This is a genomic window from Mumia spirodelae, from assembly GCF_050632745.1.
Lineage (GTDB): Bacteria > Actinomycetota > Actinomycetes > Propionibacteriales > Nocardioidaceae > Mumia.
The window spans coordinates 250,772-275,578 of record NZ_JBODSD010000005.1; the positions used below are offsets into that span (position 1 = coordinate 250,772).

General features: G+C 71.9%; 20 protein-coding genes. 17 read left to right on the forward strand and 3 right to left on the reverse strand.

Annotated elements, in window-relative coordinates:
* Nucleotides 1-45 precede the first annotated feature (45 nt).
* The gene (locus tag ACQSSQ_RS21325) at nucleotides 46-1,503 is read right to left on the reverse strand and encodes a PucR family transcriptional regulator (protein ID WP_431329151.1); all 1,458 of its coding nucleotides are present in this window, start codon (nucleotides 1,501-1,503) and stop codon (nucleotides 46-48) included.
* A 183-nt stretch (nucleotides 1,504-1,686) separates the two neighbouring features.
* On the opposite strand from ACQSSQ_RS21325, the gene ACQSSQ_RS21330 reads away from it, so the two are divergent.
* From ACQSSQ_RS21330 to ACQSSQ_RS21395, 14 genes are all read left to right on the forward strand, one after another.
* Nucleotides 1,687-3,339, forward strand: a complete 1,653-nt coding sequence (locus ACQSSQ_RS21330; protein ID WP_431329152.1) for an ABC transporter substrate-binding protein — start codon at nucleotides 1,687-1,689, stop codon at nucleotides 3,337-3,339.
* Nucleotides 3,340-3,465: 126 nt separating this feature from the next.
* On the forward strand, nucleotides 3,466-4,407 hold the full coding sequence (locus ACQSSQ_RS21335) for an ABC transporter permease (RefSeq protein WP_431329153.1): 942 nt from the start codon (nucleotides 3,466-3,468) through the stop codon (nucleotides 4,405-4,407).
* Complete coding sequence (locus ACQSSQ_RS21340; protein WP_431329154.1) at nucleotides 4,404-5,294, forward strand: ABC transporter permease; 891 nt, start codon at nucleotides 4,404-4,406, stop codon at nucleotides 5,292-5,294. The genes ACQSSQ_RS21335 and ACQSSQ_RS21340 overlap by 4 nt, the downstream gene beginning before the upstream one ends.
* Complete coding sequence (locus ACQSSQ_RS21345; protein WP_431329155.1) at nucleotides 5,291-6,370, forward strand: ABC transporter ATP-binding protein; 1,080 nt, start codon at nucleotides 5,291-5,293, stop codon at nucleotides 6,368-6,370. The genes ACQSSQ_RS21340 and ACQSSQ_RS21345 overlap by 4 nt, the downstream gene beginning before the upstream one ends.
* A complete protein-coding gene (locus ACQSSQ_RS21350; protein WP_431329156.1) occupies nucleotides 6,367-7,185 on the forward strand; it encodes an ABC transporter ATP-binding protein in 819 nt (272 codons plus the stop codon). Before ACQSSQ_RS21345 ends, ACQSSQ_RS21350 begins: the two co-directional genes overlap by 4 nt.
* 30 nt (nucleotides 7,186-7,215) lie before the next feature.
* Nucleotides 7,216-8,628, forward strand: a complete 1,413-nt coding sequence (locus ACQSSQ_RS21355) for an amidase (protein ID WP_431329157.1) — start codon at nucleotides 7,216-7,218, stop codon at nucleotides 8,626-8,628.
* 47 nt (nucleotides 8,629-8,675) lie between these two features.
* The gene (locus tag ACQSSQ_RS21360; protein WP_431329158.1) at nucleotides 8,676-9,107 is read left to right on the forward strand and encodes a nuclear transport factor 2 family protein; all 432 of its coding nucleotides are present in this window, start codon (nucleotides 8,676-8,678) and stop codon (nucleotides 9,105-9,107) included.
* Nucleotides 9,107-10,111, forward strand: a complete 1,005-nt coding sequence (locus ACQSSQ_RS21365) for an NADP-dependent oxidoreductase (protein ID WP_431329159.1) — start codon at nucleotides 9,107-9,109, stop codon at nucleotides 10,109-10,111. The genes ACQSSQ_RS21360 and ACQSSQ_RS21365 overlap by 1 nt, the downstream gene beginning before the upstream one ends.
* A 54-nt stretch (nucleotides 10,112-10,165) precedes the next feature.
* The gene (gene gabT, locus ACQSSQ_RS21370) at nucleotides 10,166-11,500 is read left to right on the forward strand and encodes a 4-aminobutyrate--2-oxoglutarate transaminase (RefSeq protein ID WP_431329160.1); all 1,335 of its coding nucleotides are present in this window, start codon (nucleotides 10,166-10,168) and stop codon (nucleotides 11,498-11,500) included.
* Complete coding sequence (locus ACQSSQ_RS21375; protein ID WP_431329161.1) at nucleotides 11,497-12,993, forward strand: aldehyde dehydrogenase family protein; 1,497 nt, start codon at nucleotides 11,497-11,499, stop codon at nucleotides 12,991-12,993. The genes gabT and ACQSSQ_RS21375 overlap by 4 nt, the downstream gene beginning before the upstream one ends.
* Nucleotides 12,990-14,153, forward strand: a complete 1,164-nt coding sequence (locus ACQSSQ_RS21380; protein ID WP_431329162.1) for a CaiB/BaiF CoA transferase family protein — start codon at nucleotides 12,990-12,992, stop codon at nucleotides 14,151-14,153. The genes ACQSSQ_RS21375 and ACQSSQ_RS21380 overlap by 4 nt, the downstream gene beginning before the upstream one ends.
* Nucleotides 14,150-15,328: an acyl-CoA dehydrogenase family protein gene (locus tag ACQSSQ_RS21385; RefSeq protein WP_431329163.1), complete on the forward strand. Its 1,179-nt coding sequence runs from the start codon at nucleotides 14,150-14,152 to the stop codon at nucleotides 15,326-15,328. Before ACQSSQ_RS21380 ends, ACQSSQ_RS21385 begins: the two co-directional genes overlap by 4 nt.
* The gene (locus tag ACQSSQ_RS21390) at nucleotides 15,325-16,947 is read left to right on the forward strand and encodes a thiamine pyrophosphate-binding protein (RefSeq protein ID WP_431329164.1); all 1,623 of its coding nucleotides are present in this window, start codon (nucleotides 15,325-15,327) and stop codon (nucleotides 16,945-16,947) included. Before ACQSSQ_RS21385 ends, ACQSSQ_RS21390 begins: the two co-directional genes overlap by 4 nt.
* 52 nt (nucleotides 16,948-16,999) lie before the next feature.
* Complete coding sequence (locus tag ACQSSQ_RS21395; protein ID WP_431329165.1) at nucleotides 17,000-18,670, forward strand: AMP-binding protein; 1,671 nt, start codon at nucleotides 17,000-17,002, stop codon at nucleotides 18,668-18,670.
* On the opposite strand, the gene ACQSSQ_RS21400 is transcribed toward ACQSSQ_RS21395, so the two are convergent.
* Nucleotides 18,650-19,321 carry a TetR/AcrR family transcriptional regulator gene (locus tag ACQSSQ_RS21400; protein WP_431329166.1) on the reverse strand — a complete coding sequence of 224 codons (672 nt, stop codon included), beginning with the start codon at nucleotides 19,319-19,321 and terminating at the stop codon, nucleotides 18,650-18,652. The two genes, ACQSSQ_RS21395 and ACQSSQ_RS21400, sit on opposite strands and share 21 nt — an antisense overlap.
* A 188-nt stretch (nucleotides 19,322-19,509) precedes the next feature.
* Between ACQSSQ_RS21400 and ACQSSQ_RS21405 the strand changes: the two genes are divergently transcribed.
* Both ACQSSQ_RS21405 and ACQSSQ_RS21410 read left to right on the forward strand, forming a co-directional pair.
* Entirely contained in the window at nucleotides 19,510-20,361 is an 852-nt protein-coding gene (locus ACQSSQ_RS21405) for an alpha/beta fold hydrolase (RefSeq protein ID WP_431329167.1), read from the forward strand.
* Complete coding sequence (locus tag ACQSSQ_RS21410) at nucleotides 20,358-21,893, forward strand: flavin-containing monooxygenase (RefSeq protein ID WP_431329168.1); 1,536 nt, start codon at nucleotides 20,358-20,360, stop codon at nucleotides 21,891-21,893. The genes ACQSSQ_RS21405 and ACQSSQ_RS21410 overlap by 4 nt, the downstream gene beginning before the upstream one ends.
* Before the next feature lie 39 nt (nucleotides 21,894-21,932).
* On the opposite strand, the gene ACQSSQ_RS21415 is transcribed toward ACQSSQ_RS21410, so the two are convergent.
* Nucleotides 21,933-22,313, reverse strand: a complete 381-nt coding sequence (locus tag ACQSSQ_RS21415) for a YciI family protein (RefSeq protein WP_431329169.1) — start codon at nucleotides 22,311-22,313, stop codon at nucleotides 21,933-21,935.
* A gap of 150 nt (nucleotides 22,314-22,463) precedes the next feature.
* On the opposite strand from ACQSSQ_RS21415, the gene ACQSSQ_RS21420 reads away from it, so the two are divergent.
* The gene (locus ACQSSQ_RS21420) at nucleotides 22,464-24,788 is read left to right on the forward strand and encodes an arylsulfatase (RefSeq protein WP_431329170.1); all 2,325 of its coding nucleotides are present in this window, start codon (nucleotides 22,464-22,466) and stop codon (nucleotides 24,786-24,788) included.
* Nucleotides 24,789-24,807: the final 19 nt, after the last annotated feature.

The following is a 24,807-nucleotide window of genomic DNA, read 5'->3' on the forward strand; positions in this document are numbered from 1 at the left end:
CTCGAGTCGAGCGTCGAGGAGCGCCCGGCGCACACGGGCAGCGCGTCAGGCGAGGCCGTCGCGGCGCAGGAGGAGCCAGAGCTCGGCAGCCACGTCGGGGTCGTTCAGATCCAGCCCGAGGACCGAGTGCGCACGAGCGATCCGGTGGCGCAGCGTGTTGCGGTGGACGCCGAGCTCGCGCGACGCCGGCTCCCACTGACCCCAGTTGCGCAGGTACGCGGCCACCGCTCCCGTCAGGTCCGCCCGTCCGTAGTCCCCGAGGCGACGCAAGGCGTGGTCGAGACCGGAGGTCCGCAAGGACCGCTTCTCGAGGACGCGCGTGCTCCCGCGGGCCAGGCCGTCGAGCAGCCGCTGCAGACCGACCCGGACGTCGTGGACCCGATCGAGCGGGACCGCCTCGGAGACCAGGGAGACGACGTTCGGGTCGACCTGCCGCAACGCGGTGCCCAGCCGAGCGGCGTCGGGCTTCTCGCTCGGAGCCAGGAACCACAGCGCGTCCGGGTCGTGCCACCCGGCGACCACTCCGGGACACCACTCGCGCACGACCTGGTCCACGGCCACGGGGGCGGTGCTCTCGACGACCACGATGCGCATCTCGTGAGCGATCGCGATGTCGAGCCGGGACGCGAGGCGTGCCGCCGCGTCGGGCAGCCGCATGTCGACGAGCATCGCCACGGCCTGCGCGTGACCCTGGCTCCGGGCCTGGTCCTGGTCGCGTCGCAGCGTGCCGAGGGTCAGCAGGGCCGCCGCTGCGAGCCCGACGCGGTGCTGGGTCCCGGTGAGCCGGTTCTCGGTCCCGATGAGGAGGTGCCCCACGACGCGCTGCCCCAGCGTGATCGGGTAGCCGATCGACGAGCCCTCGGCGCGCTCGAGGGTGAGCGGCGCGGTCGACGCCTGCCGCGACGACGACCGCAGCTCGGCGGCCACGTCGACGGCGTCCTGCAGGCGGCCGGAGGGATGGACGTGCTCCACCTCGCCGGTCGGGCCGAGCATCGCCGCCCATCCCCGCATCGCGTACGCCAGCGAGCGCAGCGTGGCCGACACGGGATCGCCGGAGAACGCCGCCTTGACGAGCTCGCTGTGCGCCATCACCGCTTCACCGAGGTCGCGGCGCTCGGCCTCGGTGCGCAGCTTCCAGTACGCCTTGGTCACGTCGAGGAACGCACCCTCGGGAGGGACGACCAGGAGCGCCAGCCGGGCGCGCGCGCAGACCTCGCGCAGCGCCAGCGGGACACCTTCCAGGCTGGGCCCCAGACCGAGTCCCAGGGCGGCGACCTCGGCGCCGCAGAGGCGCGCGACGTACTCCTCGATGCCGGCCTCGTTCCGAGGGAGGGAAAGCCCCGTCGTGAGCAGGAGCTCGCCCCCGCTGAGGTACGGCGTGGGGTCGGCGAGGTCACTTACGTGGACCGCACTCACAGGCTGGTCCGGGGCGTCCTGAAGGGGCAACAACCTCAAGACATCAGGGATCTCCGCACAGAGCTGCGAGACAGCAGGGAGATCCATGGACGCATCTTATGAGACCGCACTCTCACACGTGGACACCGGGCCGGGTCGAACCGCACAGGTCGCCCGACTTTTGTGCATCTCGTCCAACGAACGTGCCCCGGGTCACTGGGCAGCATGTGCGCATCGGTCAACGTCGACCGGCCTTCTCCCCCCACGGCCTGATCGCCTCCTGGAGGATCCATGACCCGAAACCTCTTCGCTCGGACACGCACCCGTGCGCTCTCCGTCGCCGCGGCCGCCGTCCTCGCGGCGAGCCTCACCGCCTGCAACGGCTCGTCGTCCTCCGATGCGACCTCGGAGCGCGACGCGGAGGTCGTCAACAGCGCCCCCGCAGCCGACGGCGCCATCGACGAGCTCAACTGGGGCGTGCCGTTCGGCGAACCGCCGAGCGTCGACCCCGCCGCCGGCGGCGACAGCAGCGCCAACCTCATCAAGGCGAACGTCTGCGAGCCGCTGCTCCGCCTCAACGACGACTACACGATCAGCCCGGCGCTGGCCGAGTCGTGGGAGTACTCGGACGACAACCTGACGCTGACCTTCACGATCCGTCAGGACGTGAAGTTCTCCGACGGTACGCCGATGACCGTCGAGGACGTCCGCTACAGCCTGGCCCGCAACCTCGATCCCGAGCTCGCCTCCACCTGGGCGAGCAGCGTGTACGGCAACGTCAAGTCCGTCACCGCCCAGGGCGACGACAAGGTCGTGGTCAGCTTCAACGCGCCGGACTCCCTCTTCGTCAAGGCGATGTCGATCACCGCCGGACTCGTCAGCGAGAAGGCGTACGTCGAGAAGGCCGGCAGCGCGTACGGCACCGCGTCGGGCGGGCTGATGTGCACCGGTCCGTACGCGATCGCGAGCTGGCAGTCCGGGAGCGGGATGACCCTGACGGCCAACCCGCACTACTGGGACGAGAAGTTCACCCCGCACGCCAAGACGGTGAACCTCAAGTTCATCACCGAGGCGTCGTCGCTCGTCCAGGGTCTGGAGTCCGGGAGCCTCGACGGCTCGTACGACGTCCCGCCCGGATCGATCGCCTCGCTCCGCAAGACCGGCAGCGTCTATCAGGGCCCGTCGCCCCAGATGCTGCAGATCTACCCGAACGCCGGCGCGATGGACGACGTGAAGCTGCGCCAGGCGGTCAACCTGCTCATCGACCGCACCGCCGTCGCCGAGCAGATCTACCACGGCACCGCCGAGCCGATGTACACCTTCACCCCGAAGCTCCTCTGGGGCGACGGAGCCGACACCCTCCAGTCAGCGCTCGACGAGCTCGACAAGCCGGAGAAGGTGGACCTCGACGAGGCCAAGAAGCTCATCGAGTCGATGGACAACCCGCCGACCGAGCTGACCATGGCGATCATCGCCGGCCACGAGCAGATGCGTCTCACCTCGGCCCTCCTGCAGGAGTCGCTGAAGAAGGTCGGCATCGCGCTGACGATCAAGCCGATCCAGCCGGCCGAGAACGTCGCCTACTTCACCGACCCGGCCGCACGCGAGGGCGTCGACCTGATCATGAACACCGGGTGGTCCGCGGTTCCCGACTACCTCTTCTACGCCCGGCGGGTCGTGGTGCCGGAAGGCCGCTTCAACCTCCTCGGCTACGAGAACTCGACCGTCACGCAGCTGGTCGAGAAGGCGGCTCAGACCTTCGACGAGCCCGAGCGTGCCGAGACCTTCGCGGAGGCCGAGGCGACGTTCACCCCGGAGGTCCCGCTGATGCCGGTGGCGAACCCCCGCGAGGTCTCCTTCGTCCGCAAGGGGCTCGGTGGTCTCACCACGTCGTTCGCCTACGTCTACCACCCGAGCCTCGCGACCATCGGCGCGACGAAGTAGCCGTCGCCGACGTCACCCGCACGACCCTTCGTCCACCGTCGTACGAAGGCAGGAGGTGGGGGCCGGAACACCCCGGCCCCCACCTCCGCATCGCAGGACACCACCCGACACGAAGGGAGCAAGGGGATGCGGAGCGTTCTCAAGAACGTGATCGGCGCGCTCGTCACCATCCTGGTGGCCAGTGCCGTCATCTTCGCGGCCATGCAGCTCGTCCCCGGGGACCCGGCCGCCGAGATCGCCGGCACGGACGCGACCGCCACGGAGGTGGAGCAGGTCCGGCACAACCTCGGCCTGGACCGACCCGCGTGGATCCGCTACTTCGACTGGCTCGGAGGGTTCGTCACCGGCGACTTCGGCCAGTCGCTCCAGCACCGTCAGAGCGTGCTCACGCTCCTGAAGCCCCGGCTCGGAGCGACCCTCATGCTCGATCTGTACGCCACGCTGCTCGTCGCCGTCGTCGGGATCGGCCTCGGCGTCCTCGCGGCCCGCAACCGCCGCATGAGCTCCACGCTGACCGTGGCGAGCAGCGTGTTCGTCGGGCTGCCGACGTTCGTCGCCGCGATCTTCCTGATCCAGGTGTTCGCGATCTCACTGGGCTGGTTCCCGGCGCTCGCCGACACCGGCAACGGCCTGGCGTCCACGATCCACTCGCTGACGCTTCCCGCCATCGCGCTCTCCCTCTCGTGGATCGCCCTCGTCGCCCAGATATCCCGCGCCAGCTTCCGAGAACAGCTCGGACGGGAGCACGTCGAGACCGCGGTCGGGCGCGGGCTCACGGAGAACGCGATCTTCCGTCGTCATGTGATGCGCAACGGAGCCGCACCGATCGTCAGCGTCATCAGCCTGACGATGGGCGGCCTGATCGCGGGGTCCGTGGTGGTGGAGCGCGCCTTCAGCATCGACGGCATCGGCGCCTTCCTCGTCCAGTCGATCCTGCGGCACGACGCCGAGGTGGTCATGGCGATCACCATGCTCATCGTCGTCGTCTTCATCGCCGTCACCGTCATCGCGGACCTGATCCAGCTGGCGATCGATCCGCGGCTGCGTACTCGAGGAGTGGACCGATGACCAGTACCGGACTCGTCACGCCGCCGCCGCGACGTGCTCGCCGCCTGCGCTCCGGGCAGCCCGCCCGACGCTCGGTGCTGCGTCAGGACCGTGTCGCCCTCGGGCTGACGATCTTCCTCGGCCTTCTCGTGCTGGTCGCCGTGCTCGCCCCGGTCCTCGCCCCGTACGCGCCGGACGAGACCGACATCCTCTCGGCGTCGCAGGGCCCGAGCGCCGCCCACCTCCTCGGCACCGACGCGCTCGGCCGCGACCTGCTGTCCCGCCTGATCTACGGGACGCGCCTCAGCCTGCTCGGCCCCGTGGTCGTCATCGGGGTCGCCACGGTGTGCGCCGTGGCCCTCGTGCTGTCCTCGGTCTGGATCGGCGGCCGGTACGACCGGTTCGTCGGGAAGGCGCTGAGCGTCCTCTTCTCCTTCCCGGGGCTGATCCTCGCGATCGTGGTCGTCGCCATCGTCGGCGCCGGCATCACGGGCCCGATCGTCGCCTTCTCGATCGCGTTCATCCCCTACATCGCGCGGGTCCTCCGTCCGGTCGCGCTGCGGGAGCGGTCGATGACCTACGTGAACGCGCTACAGATGCTCGGCGTCTCCGGCTGGACGATCTGCGTGCGCCACCTCCTGCCGAACATCTTCCCGTTCGTCCGCGCGCACGTCACGATCGCGCTCGGAACGGCCCTCGTCGACCTGGCCGCCGTCTCGTACATCGGTCTCGGGGTCCAGGCACCCGCCGCCGAGTGGGGCCTGCAGATCTCGACCGGTCAGGCCGACCTGCTCGCCGGCAAGCCGTGGGAGTCGCTGACGGCCTGCGTCGCCGTCCTGGTCGTCGTCATCGCCGTGAACATCCTCGGTGAACGACTCGCCGCAGCCGCCCAGAAGGAGGGTCGATGAACACGCTCGAGCCCACGACCACGCTCGCGGAGAGCACCGTCGTCCCGGCCGTCGCCGTCGAGCACCTCCGCGTCCGCATCCCGGTCGACGGAAAGCCCGCACCGGTCATCCACGACGTGACGCTGACGATCGGTCGCGGCGAGGCGGTCGGGCTGGTCGGCGAGTCGGGGTCCGGGAAGTCGATGACGGCGCGCGCACTGATGCGCATGCTGCCCGCGGGCGCCGAGGTCGACGGGGCGATCCGCTTCGAGGGCGAGGACGTCCAGGCGATGAACCCGCGCCGGCTCCGGGCGTACCGGGCGTCGAGCATCGCGATGATCTACCAGAACCCGCACGCGCACATCAACCCGCTGCGGACCGTCGGCGACTTCCTCGTCGAGGGCCTGTGCCAGGTGCAGAAGGTCCCGCGGCGCGAGGCGGAGCAGAGGGTCGTCGACCTGCTCGCCGCCGTCGGGATCGCTGACGGCGCCCGCCGCCTGACCCAGTACCCGCACGAGCTGTCGGGCGGACTCCTGCAGCGCGTCATGATCGCCGCGGCCCTCGCGACCGAGCCGGACGTGATCCTCGCCGACGAGCCGACCACGGCTCTCGACGTGACCACGCAGGAAGAGGTCATCGCGATCCTCCGGGAGGCCCAGGAGCAGCGCGGCCTCTCGATCCTGCTCATCACGCACGACCTCGACCTGGCGGGGGCGGCCTGCGACCGCCTCGCCGTCATGTACGCCGGCCAGGTGGTGGAGGTCGCCGACGGCGACGACCTGGTCGAGCGCCCGCTGCACCCGTACTCCGCCGGGCTCCTCGCCGCACGCCCGGAGATCGGGGTGCGGGCACGTCTGCGGACGGTGCCGGGACGCCCGGCCTCCGGCTTCGAGGTCGGCGACGGATGCGTCTTCGCCGAGCGCTGCGCCTTCGTCACCGAGCAGTGCGTCAGCGAGCGTCCCCAGCTCCGTCCGCTGCAGGGCCGGCAGGTGGCGTGCCACCGCGCCGAGGAGCTCGACGGCGCGCTCCTCCCCCTCGCCGACGCCGACGGGGCTCTCGCGCCGGCCGAACCAGGTCAGGACAAGGAGCCTTCATGACCACCACACCGCAGCTCAGTGCCCGGGACCTCCGCAAGGAGTTCGGCGGCGGCCGACGCGGGGCGCCCGTCGTCGCCGTCGACGGCATCAGCTTCGACGTCGCACGTGGCGGCGCGCTCGCGATCGTCGGCGAGTCCGGGTCGGGCAAGACGACCGTCGTCCGGATGATCGCGGGGCTGGAGACGCCGACGTCCGGCGAGCTCCTGCTCGACGGCACCCCGCTCGTCCACTCCGGACGCGGTGCGGCGGCCCGGCTGGCGCGTGCCCGTCGGATCCAGATGGTCTTCCAAGACCCCTACTCCTCGCTCGACCCGCGGCAGACGATCGGCGACGGTCTCGCGGAGATCCTCCGGCTGCACGGGATCGCAGACCGGGACGCGTGCGCCGAGGTCGCCCTGACGCAGCTGCGTCGCGTCGGCCTCGACCAGCGTCACCTCGCGATGCGGCCGGGAAGCCTCTCCGGCGGCCAGCGCCAGCGCGTGGCGATCGCCCGCGCGCTCGCGGTCGACCCGGAGGTCCTGATCCTCGACGAGGCCGTCGCCGCGCTCGACGTCTCGATCCAGGCCCAGATCCTGAACCTGCTGAACGACCTGCGCGCGGAGAGCGACGTCACGTACCTCTTCGTGACGCACGACCTCGCCGTCGCCCAGCAGGTCACCGACACCGCGATCGTCATGCACCGCGGCCGCGTGGTCGAGGAGGGCACCACCGACGCGGTGCTCACCGACCCGCAGGCCGACTACACGCGCCGCCTGCTCGAGGCGGTCCCCCATCGCGGCTGGAAGCCGCAGCGCCGTCTCGCCGTCAACGCCTGACGCGCACCCACTCGCCACCCAAGGAGATCCATGGATCCGTTCAGCTCCGCCAGCGACGTCGCGCGCTCGATCCGCGCGGGGGCGATCAGCCCGGTCGAGGTCGTCGACCTCTACCTCGCGCGGATCGACAAGCACAACGACGCCGTCAACGCGATCGTGTGGCGCAACGACGACGAGGTCCGCCAGGCCGCCAAGGCGGCGGAGGCGGCACTGGGCTCCGGCGGGTCGCTGCCGTTCTTCCACGGGGTGCCGATGCCGATCAAGGACCTGGTGTCCGTCGCGGGTCAGCCGAACACCCGGGGCGGGCTCGGCACGTCGACCGAGCCGCAGCCGGAGAACGACCTCGTCGTCGACCGCATCCTCAACGCGGGCTTCCTCCTGATGGGTCGGACGAACTCGCCCGAGGGCGGCATGACCCAGGTGACCGAGAACAGCCGGTACGGCATCACGCGCAACCCGTGGAACCTGGAGCGGACGCCGGCCGGGTCCAGCGGCGGAGCGTCGGCCGCGGTCGCCGCCGGCCTGGCGCCGATCGCGAGCGCCTCGGACGGCGGGGGCTCGATCCGGATGCCGGCCGCGGCGACCGGGCTCGTCGGTCTCAAGCCGAGCCGCGCGCGCGTCCCCGCCAAGGTCCTCGGCTGGGAGCACGGCACGACCCAGGGCGTCGTCACCCGCACCGTCGAGGACGCCGCCCGGACCCTCGACTACCTCTCCGTCGAGGACTCGTTGGGCTGGTACCGCGCTCCGGCGCCGGAGCGCCCGTTCGGCGAGAGCTACACGCAGCCGGCCGAGCCGCTGCGGATCGGGCTCATGCTCGACGCCCCGAACGGGGTCGAGGTCGACCCGGTGTGCGCCGAGACCGCGGAGCGTACGGCCCGGTTGCTGGAGGCAGCGGGCCACACCGTCGTCCCCGTCTCGGCGGGCTTCATCAGCACCGAGGCACTGAGGATCTACAGCCGGGTGGTGATCGCGGCGTCCCTGCACACGGTGCCGTACGACGACCCGACGCAGTCCGAGCCCTTCATCGTCGCCCGCCGGAAGATGGCCGAGGACCTCCCGTCCAGCGAGTACGCGAAGGCCGTCCTGCGGATGCACCTGGAGTGCCGCCGGATGGTCGCCCACTGGCGCCGCGACTTCGACGTGCTGGTCAGTCCCACCCTGGCGTGCCAGGTCCCGCCGGTCGGCGTGATCCTCGCCGAGGCCAACGAGCTCCTGGACGGCAGCAGCCCGCGCGAGGCACGGATGCTGGCGTTCAACGCGTACGCGAACATCCTCGGTCTCCCGGCGATCAGCGTCCCGGTCGGCACCGACGCGGACGGGCTCCCGGTCGGCGCGCAGCTCGTCGGCTCGCCGTACGACGAGACCACCATCCTCCGCCTCGCCCAGTCGCTCGAGCAGGAGCTCGAGTGGGCCGGCCGCGTCCCACCGGCCTTCGCCGTCTGACCCGCACGCCACCCGTCACCGCACCCGAAGAGAAGGAGTGAGAAGCCATGGCACTCAGTGCTGAGGACAAGGTCGAGATCTGGGAGCTGTACTACCAGTACAACTTCACCGTCGACATCCTGGGCGACGCCGAGAAGATGACCGAGTTCTTCGTCGAGGACTGCTCGTACGACCACTACCGCTTCCCTGAGCTCGTGGTCGGCAAGGCCGCCATCCGCGACTTCATGCAGCAGGCGATCGACGCGCAGGCCGGCGGCTTCAAGCACCTCAACGACAACATCATCCTGAGCGACACCCCCGACGGCCCGGAGGACGCCACCGGCGTCGCGTACATCGTCACCATCGACGGACGCGACCTCGCCGCCCCGCGGGTCGACCGGTCGTCGATGTACCGCGACGTCCTGCGCCGGACCGAGGACGGGTGGAAGTTCGTCCAGCGCAAGGTGATCGGCGACGTCGTCAAGGAGTTCCGGTCCTGATGGCGCTCACCTCACGTGCCGTCCTGCTGGCCCGGCGTCCCGAGGGGATGCCCGTCCTGGCCGACTTCGCCGTCGGTGACCTCACCGTGCCCGACCCGGGGCCCGACGAGGTGGTGGTCGAGAACCACTTCCTCTCGGTGGATCCCGGCCAGCGCGGCCTCATGAACGGCGGCGACTCCTACGTCGCGACGTACCAGGTCGGCGAGCCGGTCACCGGTCGTGCCGTCGGGCAGGTCGTCGCCTCCCGCGACCCGCGGTTCCCCGAGGGCAGCCACGTGTTCCACCGGGTCGGGTGGCGCGAGCACTCCCTCGTGCCGACCTCCGCCGTGCGAGCGATCGACGTCGCGCGGGCGCCGGAGTCGTCGTACCTGGGCGTGATGGGCCACCCGGGCCTCACGTCCTGGCTCGGCGTCGCCCGCGTCGCCGACGTCCGGCCCGGCGACGTCGTGCTGGTCACGAGCGCGGCCGGCGCCGTCGGCGCCGCCGCGGGCCAGCTCGCGCTCGCGCGGGGCGCGAGCCGCGTCATCGGGTCGGTCGGCTCGGCCGAGAAGGCGGCGTACGTCACCGAGAGGCTCGGCTTCACCGACGCCTTCGTCTACAAGGAGAGGTCGCTGGCCGACTACGTCGCGGCCCAGGTGCCTGACGGGCTCGACGTCGTCTTCGACAACGTCGGCGGCGTCCAGCTCGACGAGGCGCTCGCCGCGATGCGCCCGCACGGCCGGCTCGCCCTCTGCGGCTCGATCTCGACCTACAACGGCGAGCCGTACACGCTCAAGAACACCGGCCTCCTCCTCTCCCAGCGGCTGCGCGCGGAAGGGTTCCTCGTCTTCGACCACGAGGACGAGTGGGACCCGTTCCACGCCGAGATGGCCGAGCACCTCACCGAGGGCCGCGTCACCGTCGAGGAGACCCTCCACCGCGGCCTCGACGCGGTGCCGCAGGCGTTCCTCAGCCTCTTCGACGGCACCTCGACCGGGAAGGCGCTCGTGGACGTCCGTCCCTGACCGCCACACCGCCCGCCCCACCTCACGACCCTGATGACCACGACAGGAGCAGTCATGTCCCTCCCCGCGCAGCAGCGCATCCTCGCCACGGCCGTCCCCGGCCCGAAGTCGACGAAGCTGCACCAGCAGCGAACCGAGGAGGTGGCGGCCGGCTTCGGCATCACGCTGCCCGTCTTCGTGGAGGAGGCGGGTGGGGGGATCATCGTCGACGTCGACGGCAACCACCTGATCGACCTCGCCGCAGGCATCGCCGTGACGAGCGTGGGTGCCTCCCACCCCGAGGTGGTGGCCGCGGTGAAGCAGCAGGCGGAGCGCTTCACCCACACCTGCTTCATGGTCACCGAGTACGAGGCGGCGGTCGACGTCGCCGCGACGCTCAACCGGATCACCCCCGGCGACCACGAGAAGCGCACGGCACTGTTCACCACGGGGGCGGAGGCGGTCGAGAACGCGATCAAGATCTCGCGCGCCTACACCGGGCGCGACGCCGTCGTGGTGCTGACGCACGCCTACCACGGCCGGACGCTGCTCACGATGAGCATGACCGGCAAGAACGTGCCCTACAAGGACGGCTTCGGCCCGTACGCGCCCGAGGTCTACAAGGTGCCGTCACCGTACCCGTACCGGTGGGTCGCGGGCGCGGAGCGGGCCGGCGACGACGCGTACGACCTGCTCGTGGAGACCGTCACCAGCCAGATCGGGGCGCACAACGTCGCAGCCGTCGTCGTCGAGCCGATCCAGGGCGAGGGCGGCTTCATCGTCCCGCCCGAGGGCTACCTGGCGCGGGTCGCGGCGTTCGCCCGCGAGCACGGCATCGTGTTCGTGGCCGACGAGATCCAGGCGGGGCTCGGCCGCACAGGCGCGATGTTCGCCGTCGACCACGAGGGTGTCGTCCCGGACCTGATCACCACCGCCAAGGCGCTGGGCGGCGGGATGCCGATCTCCGCGGTCACCGGCCGCGCGGAGATCATGGACGCGGTCGGACCCGGGCGTCTCGGGGGCACGTACGCCGCCAACCCCGTCGCCTGCGCGGCCGCCCGCGCCGCGCTGGAGGTCATCGAGCGGGACGACCTCCCCGCCAAGGCGCGGCGCATCGAGGAGATCGTGAAGCCACGCCTGGAGGCGCTCACGGGCGAGGGCTCGTACGTCGGCGAGGTCCGCGGGCGCGGCGCCATGCTGGCGATGGAGTTCGTCGAGCCCGGCACGACCGACCCCGCGCCGGAGGCGGCCAAGAGGGTCGCGGACTACGCGAACAGCCAGGGGGTCCTCACGCTGACCTGCGGCACCTTCGGCAACGTCATCCGGTTGCTGCCCCCGCTGGTCATCGGCGAGGACCTCCTCCTCGAGGCCGTCTCCGTCCTCGAGGACGCCGTCGGAGCGCTCGCGTGACGACGACCGTCAGCTTCCGCCCCCGGACCGGTGACCTCGTCGGGACGGTGCGCGACACCCTCCCCGAGGAGGTCGCGGGCACGGTGGCGGCGGCAGCGGCGGCCGCCCCCGTGGTGGCCGCCGCCTCACCCGCGCAGCGACGCGACTGGCTCGAGGCGCTCGCGCAGAGCCTGCTCGACCACCGCGACGAGCTGGCACGGCTGGCCGACTCCGAGACCGCGCTCGGGCTGCCCCGCCTCCTCGGCGAGGTCGAGCGGGCCGCCGCCCAGCTGCGCTTCTACGCCGACGTGGCGGTGGAGGGGTCGTACCTCGGGCTGACGGTCGACCACCCCACCGCCACCGCGCCCGGGCTCGTGCGGGTCAACCAACCGCTCGGTCCCGTGGCGGTCTTCGGCGCGAGCAACTTCCCGTTCGGGTTCGGCGTGCTCGGCAACGACACCGCGTCGGCGCTGGCTGCCGGGTGCCCGGTGGTCGCGAAGGCGCACCCCGCACACGTCCTGCTGTGCGCGCGGCTCGGTGACCTGGCAGCCGAGGCGCTGGCCGCGGCCGGCGCCCCCGTCGGCACCTTCGGCCTCGTCGTCGGGTTCGACGCCGGTGTGCGCCTGGTCGAGGACCCGGACGTCCGCGCGGTCGGCTTCACCGGCTCGCAGGCGGGCGGCCTCGCGCTGTGGCGGCTCGCCAACGCACGGGACGTCGTGATCCCGGTTTACGCCGAGATGGGCACCGTGAACCCGGCGGTGATGACGCCCGCGTCCGTGTCCCGTACGGCGGACGTCGCGGCGGGCTTCGTCGGCTCCTTCACCCTCGGCTCAGGCCAGTTCTGCACGAAGCCCGGGCTGCTGCTCGCACCCGCCGGTCATGGCGTGCCGGCCGCCGTCGCGCGTGCGCTGACCGCAGCGACCCCCAGCCCGACGATGCTGACCCGCGGCATCGCCGACGCCGCCGCGGACGGGGTCGAGCAGCTCGTCCAGGCCGGCGCGCAGATCGTCGCGCGGGTCGAGGGCGGCGCCGAGGGGTGGTCCGCGGACGCCGTCGTGCTCACCGCCCCACCGCGCGCGCTGCACACCGGCAGCCGCCTGCTCGAGGAGTGCTTCGGCCCGGTCGCCGTCGTCGTCGAGTACGCGTCGGTCGCCGAGGCCGTCGACGTCCTCGGCCGGCTGCAGGGCAGCCTCGCCGCGACGGTCGTCACGGACGGCACGGACGACGACCCGGACGCGGGCGTGCTCCTCGCGTCGCTCGCCCGCGGCGCGGGCCGGGTCACCGTCGACGACTGGCCGACCGGGGTGGCGTGGACCTGGGCCCAGCAGCACGGCGGTCCGTGGCCGGCCACCTCGGCCCCGGCCTCCACGTCGGTCGGCGCCGCCGCGCTGGACCGCTTCGTCCGTCCGGTGAGCTACCAGTCCACCCCCGACGCCTGGCTCCCCCCGGCTGCTCGCGCCGCGAACCCGTGGCAGCTGCCGCGCCGGGTCGACGGAAAGCTCGAGCTCCCGTGACGGGACCGCTCGACGGCGTGCTGGTCGCCGACTTCTCCCGGGTGCTCGCCGGGCCCCTCGCGACCGCGACGCTCGCCGACCTCGGCGCCACGGTCGTGAAGGTGGAACGTCCCGGCACCGGTGACGACACCCGAGCATGGGGTCCGCCGTGGGTCGGCGAGCCCGGCGGGACCGCGGCGTACTTCCACGCGGCCAACCGGTCCAAGCGCTCGGTCACCCTCGACCTCGCCGACCCGGTCGACCGCGAGCTCGCCCACCGGCTGGCCGCCCGGGCCGACGTCCTCGTCGAGAACTTCAAGACCGGGACGCTGTCCAAGCACGGCCTCGGGTACGAGCAGGTCGCCGTGACCAACCCCGGGATCGTCTACTGCTCCGTGACCGGGTTCGGCTCCGCCGGTGGTGCCGACCTTCCCGGGTACGACTTCCTCGTCCAGGCGGTCGGCGGGCTGATGAGCATCACCGGAGCCGCCGACGCGGAACCGACGAAGGTCGGCGTCGCGGTGGTCGACGTCCTCACCTCGAAGGACGCGACGGTCGGCATCCTCGCGGCGCTGCGAGCCCGCGAGCAGAGCGGCCTGGGGCAGCACGTCGAGGTCAACCTGCTCTCCAGCCTCCTCGCGTCGCTCGCGAACCAGGCCGGTTCCTTCCTCGCCACCTCCCGCGCGCCCGGACGGATGGGCAACGCACACCCCTCGATCGCCCCGTACGAGCTGCTGCGCTGCAGCGATGGACCGCTCGCCGTCGCCTGCGGGAACGACGGCCAGTTCCGCAGGCTCGCCGAGGCCCTCGGCGCCCCCGAGCTCGCAGCCGACCCGCGCTTCGCGACCAACCCTGCACGGGTCGAGCACCGACCGCAGCTGGTCGCGGCGCTCGAGGCCCGCCTCCGGCACGGCACCGCCGACCACTGGTCCGCCGCGCTCACCGACGTCGGTGTGCCGGCCGGCAAGGTCGGAGACGTCGGTGACGCGATCGCGCTGGCCGAACGGCTCGGGCTCTCGCCCACGGTCACGGTCGCTCCCGACGCGCCCGCTCAGGTCCGGCACCCCGTCACGTACTCCCGTACGCCCGTCACCAGCTACCTCCCCCCGCCCCGCCTGGGCCAGCACGACGACGAGATCCGCCGCTGGCTGTCCGACCCCACCAAGGAGAACCCGACATGAGCACCGCCACCCTGCCGCCGCTGGACCTCGCCGCCCTCGACACGTTGCTGACCGAGGACGAGAAGGCCGTCCGCGCCTCGGTCCGTCAGCTGTGCGCCGACCGCATCGACCCCTACGTCGCCGAGTGGTTCGAGGACGGGACGATCCCGGGGATCCGCGACCTGGCCAAGGAGCTCGGATCCCTCGGTGTGCTCGGCATGCACCTCGAGGGCTACGGCTGCGCGGGGATGTCCGCGACCGAGTACGGCGTGGCCTGCCTGGAGCTGGAGGCGACCGACTCTGGGATCCGCTCGCTCGTCTCGGTGCAGGGGTCGCTGGCCATGTATGCGATCTGGAAGTGGGGCAGCGAGGAGCACAAGCAGCGCTGGCTGCCGGCGATGGCGGAGGGCACGGCGATCGGATGCTTCGGCCTCACCGAGCCCGACCACGGATCGGACCCCGGGTCGATGCGCACCCGTGCACGCCGCGACGGCAACGACTGGGTCCTCGACGGTCGCAAGATGTGGATCACCAACGCCCCGGTCGCCGACGTCGCCGTGGTGTGGGCGCAGACCGACGAGGGCGTCCGCGGCTTCGTCGTCCCGACGGACGCCGCGGGCTTCTCGGCGCCGGAGATCAAGCACAAGCTGTCCTTGCGCGCCTCGATCACCGGCGAGATCGTGCTCGACGGCGTCCGCCTCCCGGGGTCCGCGGCCTTCCCGGAGGTGCGCGGCCTGAAGGGCCCGCTGTCCTGCCTGAACGAGGCCCGGTACGGCATCGTCTGGGGCGCGATGGGCGCGGCCCGGGCGTCGCTGGAGTCCGCCCTGTCGTACGCGACCGAGCGCACCCAGTTCGACCGGCCGATCGCAGGCTTCCAGCTCACGCAGCAGAAGCTGGCCGACATGAGCCTCGAGTACACGAAGGGGCTCCTCCTGGCGATCCACCTCGGCCGCCTCAAGGACGCAGGGACGCTGCGTCCGGAGCAGGTCAGCCTCGGCAAGCTCAACAACGTGCGCGAGGCCCTCGACATCTGCCGGACCGCCCGCACGATCCTGGCCGCGAACGGCATCTCGCTCGAGTACCCGGTGATCCGCCACATGAACAACCTCGAGTCGGTCCTCACGTATGAGGGCACGGTGGAGATGCACACCCTCGTCGTCGGGCAGGCGCTGACCGGGATCCCGGCGTTCCGTTGAGCACCACCCCCTCCTACGCAGCACTCGCGCAACGTCTGCGCGAGCACCGGGTCGAGGTGGTGTTCGGCCTCGTGGGCGACGCCAACCTGTTCTTCGTGGACCACTGGGTGCGCGCGCTCGGCGGTCGGTACGTCGGTGCCGTCCACGAGGCGAACGCCGTGATGATGGCGGCCGGCCAGGCGCGGACGACGGGGGCGGTCGGCGTCGCCACCGTCACCCACGGCCCCGGGCTGACCAACGTCGTGACCCCGTTGGTCGAGTGCGTCAAGAGCTCGATCCCGCTGGTGGTGATCGCGGGCCGGACGTCGGACCAGCGGCGGCACGCACCGCAGAAGATCGTCCAGCGTCCGCTCGTGGAGGCGACCGGTGCCGGGTTCGAGGAGGCCCGCGCCGCCGACACCGTCGCCGCCGACCTCGACCACGCGTTCTGGCGAGCCCGCGCCGAACGACGGCCGATCGTCCTGGAGGTGCCGATCGACCTCATGTGGCAGGAGGCCGCTGTCTCGACCGATCCGGTCCTTGTGCCGCCCGCGCTGTCGCCGAGTGCACCGGACCAGGACGCCGTCGACACGGCGCTCGGGATCGTGATGTCCGCCCGCCGCCCGATCGTGCTGGCGGGCCAGGGCGCGCTCGACGCGCGTGAGCCGCTGGTCCGCCTCGCCCGCCTGCTCGGCGCTCCCCTGGCCTGCACCGCGCAGGCGAAGGGGCTCTTCGCGGGTGAGGCCGCCGACCTCGGGATCTTCGGCACGCTGTCGACGGTCACGACGCAGCAGGTCATCGCCGACAGCGACTGCATCCTCGCCTTCGGGGCGTCGCTGACGCCGGAGACGACCGACAGGGGCGGTCTGCTCGACGGACGGGCCGTGGTCCAGTGCGACGTCGACGGATCCGCGATCGGCCGGTTCGTGCGTCCGGACGCGGCGATCGTCGCCGACGCCGCGGCAACGGCGACCGAGCTGGTGCGGTGGCTGGAGGAGGCCGACGCCGAGCCGTCGACGTTCGCGGAGCGCGCCGCCGCCCGCCTTGCGGAACCTCCTCGACGACTCGCCGGTCCCGGCCGCCCGGGCACGGTCGACCTCCAGGACGTGCTGCGCCACCTCGACACCGTGCTCCCGGCGCAGCGCACCGTCGTCGTGGACGTCGGTCGCTTCGCGCTGCACACGCTGCGCGTCCTGTCGGCGACCGACGCGCGGTCGTGGCTGTGGGCCGGTGCCGGGTTCGCCTCCATCGGGCTGGGCGCCGGCATGGCGATCGGCGCCGCCGCGGCCAGGCCCGAGCGGCCGACCGTGCTGCTGGCCGGCGACGGCGGCTTCGTGCTGGGCGGGCTCAACGAGTTCGTCACGGCGGTGCAGCACGGGCTGGACCTCGTCTGCGTCGTCGCCAACGACGGGTCTTACGGGGCCGAGCACATCCAGCTCACGGGCCGCGGGATGGACCCCGCGCTCTCGCTGCTGGCCTGGCCGGACCTCGCCGCCGTCGCGACCGCGCTGGGCGGCCACGGCGTCACGGTCACGACGCCGGGCGACCTCGCGGCGGTCGACGAGGCGATCGCCGGTCGTACGGGACCGCTTCTGGTCGACGTACGCCTGGACCCCGACCGCGTCACGTCGTACGAATAGTGAGTCCAGCGGCGGCGCGCGGCGCCGTCGCTCCGAGCAGGAAGGCCTCCGCATGAGCAACCCGTCGTACGCCGAGCGACCGTGGCTCACCCTCTACCGCGACGGCCAGCCGACCGACGTCGAGCCCGAGTTCGACAACCTCCTCGCCATGGTCGACGACGCGGTCGGGCGGGCTCCGGACCAGGACGCGATCCGGTACTTCGACGGGCGGATGAGCCTCGCCGAGCTGGACGCCGCGGCCGACGCGCTCGCGGCGGCGCTGCAGGAGCGCGGCTTCGTCGCCGGGGACCGGATGGCCCTGTTCACCCAGAACCATCCGTCATTCGTGCTCGGCATGCTCGCGACCTGGAAGGCCGGCGGCATCGCGGTGTCGGTCAACCCGATGTACAAGCAGCGCGAGCTGCGGCACCTCCTCCACGACTCGCATGCCCGCGCGCTGCTGTGCCTCGACGAGGTGCACGCGGTGGCGGCCGACGTGCTGGCCGAGGACGGCCATGCGGTCGAGATCGTGATCACGTCGGCGGGACGGGACTTCCAGGCACGCGACGACGTGCGGGTCCTGCCCGACCGCGACCCGAGCCCTCTGCCGGGCTCCGTCGGTCTCACCGCCCTGCTCGCCGAGCACACCGGCCGGCGCCCTGCCGACGTCCCGGCCGCACAGCCCGACGACCCGGCGTTCCTGGTCTACACCTCCGGCACGACCGGCGACCCGAAGGGCGCCTGCCTCACGCACGCGAACCTGGTGTTCAACGCGCGCAGCTACCGCGAGTGGATGGAGCTGTCCCCCCAGGACGGGATCCTCGCGATCGCGCCGCTGTTCCACATCACCGGTCTCGTCGGCCACGGGATCCTGTCGCTGCTCGTGCCGGCGCCGCTCGTGCTGGGCCACCGGTTCCACCCGGAGGTGATGGTCGACCTCGTGCGCGAGCACCGTCCGGTCTTCACGATCGGAGCGATCACCGCCTTCACGGCGCTGGCAGCGGTGCCGGGCGTGGGTCCGGAGGACTTCGCGTCGCTCACGAAGGTCTACTCCGGCGGTGCACCGATCGCGCCGGCGGTGGCCGAGAAGGTGGAGGGGGTGATCGGGAGCTACGTGCACAACGCGTACGGACTCACCGAGACGTCGTCGATCACGCATCTCGTCCCACCCGACCGGCACGCGCCGGTCGACCCCGAGTCCGGCGCGCTGTCGATCGGCGTCCCGATCGCCTCGGTGCGCGCCCGGATCGTCGACGAGTCCGACGACGAGGTCGAGCCGGGTCAGGTCGGCGAGCTGCTGGTGGCCGGACCCCAGGTGGCGAGCGGCTACTGGGGACGCCCCGACGCGTCGGCAGCGGCGTTCCCCGGCGGGGAGCTGCGGACCGGGGACGTCGGCTTCATGGATGCCGAGGGGTGGTTCTACCTCGTCGACCGCAAGAAGGACCTGATCAACGCCGCCGGCTACAAGGTCTGGCCGCGCGAGGTCGAGGACGTCCTCTACACCCACCCGGCCGTCCGTGAGGCGGCAGTCGTCGGCGTGCCCGACGAGTACCGCGGAGAGACCGTGCACGCGTTCGTCTCGTTGCAGCCGGGGGCGTCGGCCACCGAGGCGGAGCTGATCGCGCACTGCCGCGAGCGCATGGCCGCGTACAAGTACCCCCGGGCGATCGGGTTCGTCGACGAGCTCCCGAAGACGGCGAGCGGGAAGATCCTGCGGCGGGAGCTAAGGAGCGGCGGTGTCTGAGGACGCGAGTCGCGCCAGCGGCACGAGCTGCACCTCAAGGCGCGGCCGGAGCCGCTCCCACAGGGTGCTCGGCTCGAACCCGCGCACCGGCGTGCGGTCGATCTCGTGCATGTAGGTGCCGTGGAGGTTCTGGGCGACGAGCGCGATGTCGACGGCAGGGTCGAGGACACCCGCGCGCTGGCCGTCGCCGAGGATCGAGACGACGAGCCGGATCGTCCGGTCGCCCTGCGAGACCGGGCGCGCGCTCACGTCCGGGTCCACGTCGAAGCCCTGGCGCAGGTAGAGCGAGGCGTTGTGCGGCGCCGCCTGGTAGAACTCGCACCGCCGCTGGTAGATGTGGAAGATCCGTTCGAGGACGGCGTCCATCGACGGCGGCGCGCCCGCGCGGCGCGCCACGATGCGGGCGTCCTCCTCCTCGACGACGCTCAGCTGGGCGTCGAGGTGGTCCGCGTAGACCATCGTGAGCAGCTCCTGCTTGCCCTTGATGTAGCGGAAGAGCGTGGCCTCGGCGACGCCCGCGCGGCGCGCGATGTCGCGCGTGGTGATGGCGGTGAACTCCTTCTCGAGGAGCAGCTCGGTGGCGGCGACCCTGATGCGGTCCAGGCGTGCGCGCCGGGCCACGTCGCGGGGCCCCTGATCGGAGTCGGACACGGACAGAGCGTACTGCACACGGGGGCCTGCGCGATCCCTCAGGGCCGTCGATCGCGAGAGTGCGCTTTCAACCACACCATGAGCAACCGTCCCAGAAATTTAGTCATCAACCGCTCGCCGGTATTGCTCGACCAGAAATTGTGAGAGTACGCTCTCACTACTTACCGAACCGACTGCCAAGGGATCTCGTGAACTTTCTTCCTGGCGTGCGCGAGGGCGTCGTCCGCGGCCCCCGGGCGCGCGCGACGTCCTACGACTCCACCGACCCCGACGACCCCCGCACCCCGGTCGTGCTGCTCCACGGCACCGGGGGCACGGCCACCAGCCACTTCTGGGCGCTCTTCCCGATGCTCGCCGAGCACCACCGCGTCCTCGCGCTCGACTTCACCGACCCCGCTCCGGCCGACGGCGACGCCGACACCACCTGGTACGTCGAGCAGGTCGAGGCGCTCGTCGCCGAGCTCAGCCCGAACCGTCGCGTCGCGGTCGTCGGCTACTCGTTCGGCGCCGTGGTCGCCGCGGCCTTCGCCGGCCGTCGACAGGACCTGGTCGAGAGCCTCGTCCTCGTCGCGGGCTGGACCAGGACGGACCCGCAGCAGCAGCTCCGCAACGAGATCTGGTCGCGCCTGCACGCCGAGGGCTCGTCGGCCCTCGCGGAGTTCATGGTGTTCACCGCCTACAGCCCGGCGTACCTGCTCGCGCGGACGGCGCCCGAGCTCGCCGGTCTCGTCGCCAACGCCGGGGCGGGCCGCGACCGCGCGGTGATGATGCGGTTCAACCGCACCGTCGACATCAGCGAGGACGTCGCGGCGATCGCGGCGCCGACGCTCGTCGTGGGCTGTACCGCGGACCAGATGGTGCCGCCGCACCACGCGCGCCTGCTCTTCGGCGGCATCCGCGACGCCCGCTACGCCGAGGTCCGTTCGGGGCACGCCGTGGTGCACGAGCGCCCCGCCGAGCTCTACCACCTGATCGACCCGTTCCTGACCGACCCGGCGCGGACGACGCCGGGCGACGTGATCCTCCAGGAGGCCGTGTGAGCACCGCCGTCCGTCCGCCCGTGCCCGCCGTCGAGGACGAGACGCTCCTCAGCGACACCGACGTGCTCATCGTGGGCACCGGGTTCTCCGGCCTCGCGGTCGGCACCCGTCTCGCGCGCCAGGGTCGCCACTCCTTCGCCCTGGTCGACCGCGCCTCGTCGGTCGGCGGCACGTGGCGCGACAACACCTATCCCGGTGCTGCGTGCGACATCCCCTCGCACCTGTACTCGTTCTCGTTCCGGCCGTCCGCGTCGTGGTCGCACGTGTACGGCCGCCAGCCGCAGATCCTCGACTACCTCGAGCAGACGGCGCGCGAGGAGGGACTGCTCCCCCACACCTTCCTGGACGCCGAGATGCTCGACGCCACCTGGGACGAGCAGGCCCAGCGCTGGGACGTCCGCACGTCGCGCGGACGGCACCTCGCCACGACCCTCGTCACGGCCTGCGGGCACCTCTCCGATCCGGCGATCCCCGATCTCGAGGGGCTCGACACCTTCGCCGGCGAGATCTTCCACTCCGCCCGCTGGAACCACGACGTCGACCTCGCCGGCAAGCGGATCGGCGTGGTCGGCACGGGCGCGTCGGCCATCCAGATCGTTCCCGAGCTCGCCGAGGTCGCAGGCTCGCTGACGGTCTTCCAGCGGTCCGCGCCCTACATCGTGCCGCGCAAGGACCGGCCCTACTCCGAGGCGGAGAAGGCGATGTTCGGGCGGCTCCCCGAGACGGCGCGACAGCTGCGCGAGAGCCTCTTCTGGGACAGCGAGGCCCGCTTCCCCCAGCGTCTCGGGGTCCCCGCGTTCCTGGACCAGATGAAGAAGGCCGCGCTCGACCACCTGACGGCGCAGGTCGCCGACCCGGACCTCCGCGACCGGCTCACCCCGTCGTACGAGCTCGGGTGCAAGCGCATCCTGCTCTCCAACACCTACTACCCCGCGCTCACCCGGTCGCACGTGCACCTCGAGACGAGCGGGATCGCGCGGGTGACCGAGACCGGCGTCGTCGCGCGCGACGGCTCGGAGATCGCGCTGGACGTCCTCGTCGTGGCGACCGGTTTCGAGGCCACCGACCTCCCCTTCGCCTATCGCGTCCGTGGGCGTGACGGGCGGCTCCTGTCGGAGCACTGGGCCGAGGGCGGGCGGACGGTGGCGAGCACGAGCGTGGCCGGGTTCCCGAACCTCTTCGTCATGCAGGGGCCGAGCACCGGCCTCGGCGCCGGCTCGATCGTGTACATCATCGAGAGCCAGGCGTCCTACATCGGCGGTGCCGTCGACTTCGTCGCCGACAACGGCGCACCGATCGAGCCGACTCCGCAGGCGGAGGACGCGTACGTCGCCGACCTGGACGCCCGCAGCGAGGGCACGGTATGGCTGTCCGAGGGGTGCAGCAGCTGGTACAGGCACCCGGTCAGCGGCCGGCTCTCGGCGCTGTGGCCCGACTACATGAGCCGCTACCGCGCGGAGAACGGCACGTTCGACGCGGAACCGTACGCCGTCGGCGCCCCTGTGCCCGACCTCGCCGCCACCGGGGGCTGACGCGGGACTCGGGCGGCGGGCCGTCGGCTGCTGGACGACTCAGTCCGGCATCGTCCGGCGCTCGCCGACCGGACCGCCCGCCAGCGGGAACGCGAGCGACCCCGCGCGGGTCCACCACTCCATCACGTCGTACGCGAGCCGTCCCGCACGCACCGACGGGTCCTCCGCCGACAGCCGGGCCGCCTCCGCGGGGTCGCAGGCGAAGACGGACATCCCGCGGTACGACGGGTCGCTCTGCGCGTCGAACGGCCCGTTCGCGACGATCAGGCCCCGCTCGGCCAGCTCGGCACGGTAGGCGAGGTGACGCGCCTGGAGCGCGTCGAGCTCCTCGTCGGACATCTCCGGGGCGTCGTCCGGTCGGCGCAGGACGACCACCGTGACGACGTCGAAGGCGTCCGGGACGTTCGGGTCACGTGCCATGGTCGGCTCCCTCGTCGCGCGGCCTCCACGCCACGCCTCGGCCGCCACGATAGCCGCCGACCGCTCACCCGCGCGCCAGACAACGGCCACCACAAAGCCGGTCGAAATGCGTACATTGAGGGCCATTCGTCTCACGTCGAGGAGCCCTTGATGGAGTCCAGCGTCCCGCGCCTTCCCCGCCAGGACAGCCTTCCGTTCCCCCCGACGCCCTCCGCGTCGGTCGCCGGGCGGACCATGCAGGAGTCGACCTACGAGCGGCGCGTCGAGCCGCCCCGCCTGGGTGAGGACGCCCCCAACGTCCTCGTCGTGCTGATCGACGACGCCGGTCCCGGACTGCCCGACACGTTCGGCGGCGAGGTCCGCACGGACACGCTCACCCGGATCCGCGAGCAGGGCATCTCCTACAACCGCTTCCACACGACGGCGATGTGCTCGCCGACCCGCGCCTCGCTGCTCACCGGCCGCAACCACCACCGCATCGGCAACGGCCAGATCGCGGAGCTGGCCAACGACTGGGACGGCTACTCGGGCCACATCCCCGACAGCACGGCGCTGGTCGCCGAGGTCCTGACCGACTACGGGTACTCCACGGCCGCGTTCGGCAAGTGGCACAACACGCCGGCCGAGGAGACGACGCCCGCCGGCCCGTTCCACAACTGGCCGACCGGCAAGGGGTTCGAGTACTTCTACGGCTTCCTCGCCGGCGAGGCGTCCCAGTGGGAGCCGAACCTCGTGCGCAACACCACCAGCGTGCTCCCGCCCAGGCGCCCGGAGGACGGCTACCACCTGAGCGAGGACCTCGCCGACGACGCGATCGGGTGGCTCCGCAAGCACAAGGCGTTCGAGCCGGACAAGCCGTTCTTCCTGTACTGGGCGAGCGGCTGCCTGCACGGCCCGCACCACATCATGAAGGAGTGGGCGGACCGGTACGCCGGAGCCTTCGACGACGGGTGGGACGCCTACCGCGAGCGGGTCTTCGAGCGGGCGAAGGCCCAGGGGTGGATCCCGGAGGACGCGGTCCTGACGCCCCGGGACCCGAGCATGCCGGCCTGGGACGACATCCCCGAGGAGGAGCGTCCGTTCCAGCGGCGGCTGATGGAGGTCGCCGCCGGCTTCGCCGAGCACGTCGACGTGCAGGTCGGCCGGCTCGTCGACGAGGTCGAGCGGCTCGGCTACGGCGACGACACGCTGATCTTCTACATCTGGGGCGACAACGGCTCCTCGGGCGAGGGCCAGAACGGCACGATCAGCGAGCTGCTCGCCCAGAACGGCATCCCCACCACCGTCGACATGCACATCAAGGCGCTCGACGAGATCGGCGGGCTCGACGTGCTCGGCTCCCCGAAGACGGACAACCAGTACCACGCGGGCTGGGCGTGGGCCGGGAGCACGCCGTACAAGGGGATGAAGCTCCTCGCGTCACATTTCGGCGGCACCCGGAACCCGATGGTCGTGCGCTGGCCGGGCACGATCACCCCCGAGGCGAAGCCGCGCAGCCAGTTCCACCACTGCAACGACCTGGTCCCGACGCTGTACGAGATCCTCGGGATCACGCCGCCGCGCGAGGTCCGCGGCGTCGAGCAGCAGCCGCTCGACGGCGTGAGCTTCGCCTACACCTTCGACGACGCGGACGCGGACGGGCGCCTGCGCACGCAGTACTTCGAGATCATGGGCAGCCGCGCGATCTACCACGACGGGTGGATCGCGTCCGCGTTCGGCCCGCGCACCCCGTGGGTCCCGGGGCTCCCCGAGGGCATCCACGACTGGACGCCCGACCACGACACCTGGGAGCTCTACAACCTCGACGAGGACTGGACGCAGGCCCACGACCTCGCGGCTGAGCACCCCGACAAGCTCGCGCAGCTGAAGGAGACCTTCGCGATCGAGGCGGCACGCAACAGCGTCTACCCGATCGGCGGCGGCCTGTGGGTCCCGGTCTTCCACCCCGAGATGCGCATCTCCACGCCGTACCGCGAGTGGAGCTTCACCGGCGACATCGTGCGGATGCCGGAGTTCTGCGCACCCGCGCTGGGCAACCGCGCGAACACCGTCGTCATCGACGCCGACCTCCCCGATCGGGCGAACGGCGTCCTGTACGCCCTCGGCGGCGCCGGCGGCGGCCTGACCTGCTTCCTGGAGGACGGTCGTCTCTGCTACGAGTACAACCTGTTCATCCTGATGCGCACCAAGCTCCGCTCGGAGCAGCAGCTCCCGGCCGGAAAGGCCACGATCGAGGTCGAGACCGTCTACGCGGAGCCGCGGCCGGGCGGACCGCTCGACGTGACGCTGCGCGTGGACGGCGACGTCGTCGCGTCCGGGCAGGTCCCGGTGAGCGCGCCGCTGCTGTTCACCGCCAACGACTGCCTCGACATCGGCACGTGCCTCGGCAGCCCGGTCTCGCTCGACTACCACGACAAGGCACCGTTCCCGTTCGAGGGGACGATCCGGTCCGTGGACGTGCGCTACCTCGGCTGACGTCGGCGGACACGGGGCG